Origin of the sequence: Nonomuraea antri (assembly GCF_013283785.1) — a bacterium.
Taxonomy (GTDB): domain Bacteria; phylum Actinomycetota; class Actinomycetes; order Streptosporangiales; family Streptosporangiaceae; genus Nonomuraea; species Nonomuraea antri.
On sequence record NZ_JABCPZ010000425.1, the window covers coordinates 1 to 3,929 of the forward strand.

Sequence of the window (3,929 nt, forward strand, 5' to 3'; positions counted from 1 at the left end):
GTTGATCAGCTGATCGATCCCCCGGGGTGCGGCCTGGTGGGGTGCCTGATGGGGTGCGCTCTGGTTGTGGGTGATCTGGTGGGGTGCGGGCTGGTTCTGGGTGATGTCCCGAGGCGTGCTCGGGTGGGTCGGGTCCGGGGAGGGGTGCGCTGCCAGATTCTTGTGCTGCTGCGGCGCGTGGCTCTCGGCGCGGCTCTCGGTGCGGCTGTCAGGACGGCTTTCATGACGGCCCTCAGGACGGCTGCCCTCAGGACGGCTGCCCTCGGGAAGGTGTGCCGGGCCGTCGGGGAGAGGGGAGTCCGGCGACTTGTGCAGGCCCGCGGAGTGCGGCGCCGCCGCCGGGCCGTCACCCGTCCGTGCGGCGTGCGGGGACCAGGACGCCCAGTGCGCGTCCGCGCCACCCAGCACGCCGGAGGTGAATCCCTTGGCCACCGTCTCCCAGTTGATCGGCCGCCCGCTCAGGATCTCCGCCGTCAGCGTCGCCCCCGCCGAGGCCACCCCGGACTGCCCCATCAGCATCCACAGCGACCGCGTCGGCAGCGCCCAGGCCAGCCCCGTCAGCAGCCCGCCGGTCATCGCGCCCAGCCCGGCCGAGGTGCGCACCTGTCCCCAGTCGATGCCGTCGCGCCGCGACTGCGACGACTGGACGTACAGGTCCATCCCGCCCATCAGGCCGCCGAAGAACACCACGTTCAGCATCAGCCGTTGCGCGAACTGGCGTACCGTCCACCTGGCCGCCTGCGCGCGCACGCCGAACAGCGCCACCGCGGTCACTCCCCCGACGGGTGACACCAGCGCCCAGGCCAGCCACAACATCTGCACCACGAACAGCATCACGGCGAGCTTGATCATCCGCTTGGTGTACTGCACCTGGACGCCGAGCTGGTTCAGCCCCTGCGCGAGCGTGACGAGCCTGCCGACCAGCTCGGCCCGGCGTCCGCCCACCTCGCGGTCCACCCGCTGGACGAACGCCTTCAGCGCGTCGCCGTCCCAGCTCCCCCGTACGCCGTCGGCCAGCCGGACGCCGTCACCGTCGGCCCCGGCCGCCACCTTGTTCGCGGCCAGCAGGAGCGCGTCGGCCAGCCGGAACAGCACCCGCTCGTCGCCCTCGGGCCAGTCGCTGCCCACGACCCAGCCCACCCACGGACGCAGCCAGCCGGGGATCTCCATGCCGTCGAGCCACACGCCGGTCAGACCTCGGGACGCTCGGCGCTCTCGTACAGCTTGGCGCCGTTGACCAGCCCGTCGCGTACGCCGTCGAGGTCGTCGACGTACGCCTCGAACACCTTGAAGATGGAGTCCCGCTGTGCGGGATAGGTCTTGGCCAGTTCGGCGGCGTACTGGTCCTGGCCGAGCGGGTTCGCCGGCGCGGCGGCGAAGGCGGCGAGCAGCTCCCGGTAGACCTCGGCCACGTGCTCGGCCTCGGCCCTGGCGTCCTCTCCGCCGCGCTTCAGCCCGGCGAACTCGGCGTAGTAGCCGTCGGTCCCCTCCTGACCCAACCCTTTACTCCACTCCCACAGACATCAGACATTACCGTCCACTATGCTCGATTTCCGTGCATCTTGCAGCAAACGTGGTGGGGGCCTGGTGAGCGGCGGCCTGGTCGACGTGCACTTCTCCGCCCTGGAGGAGTGCGGCAATCGGGCCCGCCGGGTGGCGAGCAGGCTCGACCTGGACGACGCGTTCTCCGGCACCGACGTCAAGGCGCCGTCCGAGCAGGTCAGCGGCTCGATCTTCGGTGACCTCACCGGCGCGGGCGAGCTGGCCGACCAGGTCGAGAAGGTGTGGAAGGCGCTCAAGGGCGAGCTGAAGTCCGGCCAGAGCCGGTTGGCGGCCGTCGAGCGCTCCATCGACCAGGTCGAGTCGAACCTGCGCAAGGCCGGGAAGGCGTCCGGCGCATGAGCATCCCCGGCGACCTGGAGAAGCTGGTCAAGCTGCGGGCCAAGGTCAAGGGCGACCCGCAGGCGATCAGGGACCTGGCCGTCGCGCTGCGCACGGCCGCCGGGCACGTCACCAAGCAGACCGGCTCGCTCACCAAGGCCGTCGGCGCGGTGAACAAGGCGTGGCAGGGCTCGTCCGCCGAGGCGTTCGAGCGGCACATGCGCGCCTACCCGCGGGCCGGAGAGAGCCTGAGCGAGGCCGTCACCGCCTGCGCCAACGCGCTCGACACCGCCGCCGACAACCTCGAAGAGGCACACGCCAAGATCGACCGGCTGCACCGCGACGCGGTCGAGAGCAAGGGCCGCTACGAGCGCGACTTCAAGAAGCTGAACCCGGACGCCTCGCAGGCCGACCTCGAAAGCAGCATGGCCGGCTCGACCGTGCTCAGCGGCAGCGTCACGACCGCGGAGTCCATCGTCTCCCAGGCCGAGAAGGACCTGGGCACCGCCAAGAGCGCCCTGTCCAAGCAACTCGGCGAAGACGGCGAGTTCGGCTTCTTCGCGAACATCCCGGTGCCCGGCGGCCCCGACTTCGACCCTGGCGACAAGAAGGTCGAATGGATCAGGACGCCGATCGAGGACGGCCGCACCTCACTCAGCTCGGCCAACGGCTCGGGCGGCGGTGGAGGCGGAGGCGGAGGCGGTGGTTACGGCTACACCGGCGGGGTGTCGTCGGCGGGCAACGTCCCGGCGCCCAAGGCCGAGGTCGTCGAGTGGATCAAGCAGGCGCTCACCGTGATCAAGTCGCCGGAGATGGCCGCGGTGCTGCGCGCCAGGGGCCTGAACGTCAGCGACCTGGACCCGAACGACCCCAAGGACGTCCAGCGCATCTGGACGATCATCCACCACGAGTCGGGCGGCAACCCGAGCGCGATCAACAACTGGGACATCAACGCCAAGAACGGCGTGCCGTCGCAGGGCCTGATGCAGACGATCCCGCCCACGTTCAACGCCCACAGCCTGCCCGGGTACAAGAAGATCCTGGAACCGGTGGACAACATCATCGCGGGCGTCCTGTACACCTACAGCCGCTACGGCGACCTGGGCCGCCACCCCGGCATCGCCTCGCTGGAGCGGGGCGGCGGCTACCGGCCGTACTAGGCCTGCTTCCGGTCCGGCTCCACCCACTCGAACTGGCCGGGCGGCACCTCGCCCGGCCTGGGCGGGGCCTGGAACGACGGGTACTTGCCGGTATCGATCTTGGCCTGCTCGAAGTTCACCGCGGCGGCGCCGTTCGGGGTGATGAAGCCGAACTGGTGGTCCTTCTTCAGCACGGTGGCCATGATGTCGCCGGCGCCGCGCATGCCGGCCACGAGCGTGAGCGTCAGCGCCGCCACCGCGCCGTTCGTGCCCGAGGCCACGAACTTCTCCAGCAGGCCGCCCCACAGCTTCGTGTGCGGCAACATCTGCAGCCGCTTGGCGAACACCAGCAGCGTGAGCGTGGTCGCGCCGAGCGAGGCGATGCTCACCCAGTACGAGCGGTAGCCCGCGGCGACCTCGTCGACCATGCCGCCGACGTCGCCGAGCACGCCGCGCAGCGCGCCGATCTCGCGGTGGAAGAGCCACACGACGCGCTCGAACTCCTGCTGGTCGAGCGCGATCCAGCCGTTGCGCGAGGCCGTGACGAGCTGGGGCAGCAACTGCTTGACGCCGTCGTCCAGCCGGCCGGAGATGCCGTGTTTCCAGTTCACCGCCGCCTGGGCCATGCCGGGCTCGTTGGCGATCGCGGTGCCGGCGATGAGGACGGCCGGGGCCAGCCAGGCCGAGACTCGTCCGACGTTCTTGAGCTGCGCCAGCACCCTCGGCCCGATCGGCTCGGGCGGCGGGGCCGCCGGGACGGGCGGCGGCGCGACGGGCGGACCGCCGCCACCTGGCGAGGGCACCATCGGCAGGTGCGGGTACTGGCTCATCAGATGTAGGTCACCTTGCTCTTGTCCTCGGCGGTGCGCCAGTTGGTCTGGGCCTGGCCGAGCGCGCCGCTCCAGCTCC

At 70.9% G+C, this 3,929-nt stretch carries 5 protein-coding genes; 2 read left to right on the top strand and 3 right to left on the bottom strand.

The features are described 5' to 3' along the window. On the bottom strand, nucleotides 1–1,185 hold a 1,185-nt coding region (locus HII36_RS53735), incomplete at its 3' end, for a WXG100-like domain-containing protein (protein ID WP_173531127.1). Nucleotides 1,186–1,190: 5 nt separating this feature from the next. Then, a complete protein-coding gene (locus tag HII36_RS53740) occupies nucleotides 1,191–1,499 on the bottom strand; it encodes a hypothetical protein (protein ID WP_173531128.1) in 309 nt (102 codons plus the stop codon). Between the two features lie 88 nt (nucleotides 1,500–1,587). On the opposite strand from HII36_RS53740, the gene HII36_RS53745 reads away from it, so the two are divergent. Further along, complete coding sequence (locus HII36_RS53745; RefSeq protein ID WP_173531129.1) at nucleotides 1,588–1,902, top strand: hypothetical protein; 315 nt, start codon at nucleotides 1,588–1,590, stop codon at nucleotides 1,900–1,902. Next, nucleotides 1,899–3,041 carry a transglycosylase SLT domain-containing protein gene (locus tag HII36_RS53750; RefSeq protein ID WP_217371098.1) on the top strand — a complete coding sequence of 381 codons (1,143 nt, stop codon included), beginning with the start codon at nucleotides 1,899–1,901 and terminating at the stop codon, nucleotides 3,039–3,041. Before HII36_RS53745 ends, HII36_RS53750 begins: the two co-directional genes overlap by 4 nt. Here the strand turns inward: HII36_RS53750 and HII36_RS53755 are convergent. Continuing rightward, nucleotides 3,038–3,850, bottom strand: a complete 813-nt coding sequence (locus tag HII36_RS53755; protein WP_173531130.1) for a hypothetical protein — start codon at nucleotides 3,848–3,850, stop codon at nucleotides 3,038–3,040. The two genes, HII36_RS53750 and HII36_RS53755, sit on opposite strands and share 4 nt — an antisense overlap. Nucleotides 3,851–3,929: the final 79 nt, after the last annotated feature.

What these genes read in the sequence shown, in the direction of transcription:
- HII36_RS53750 (WP_217371098.1), top strand. Translation starts at nt 1,899, where the DNA reads ATGAGCATCCCCGGCGACCTGGAGAAGCTGGTCAAGCTGCGGGCCAAG.
- HII36_RS53755 (WP_173531130.1), bottom strand. Translation starts at nt 3,850, where the DNA reads ATGAGCCAGTACCCGCACCTGCCGATGGTGCCCTCGCCAGGTGGCGGC.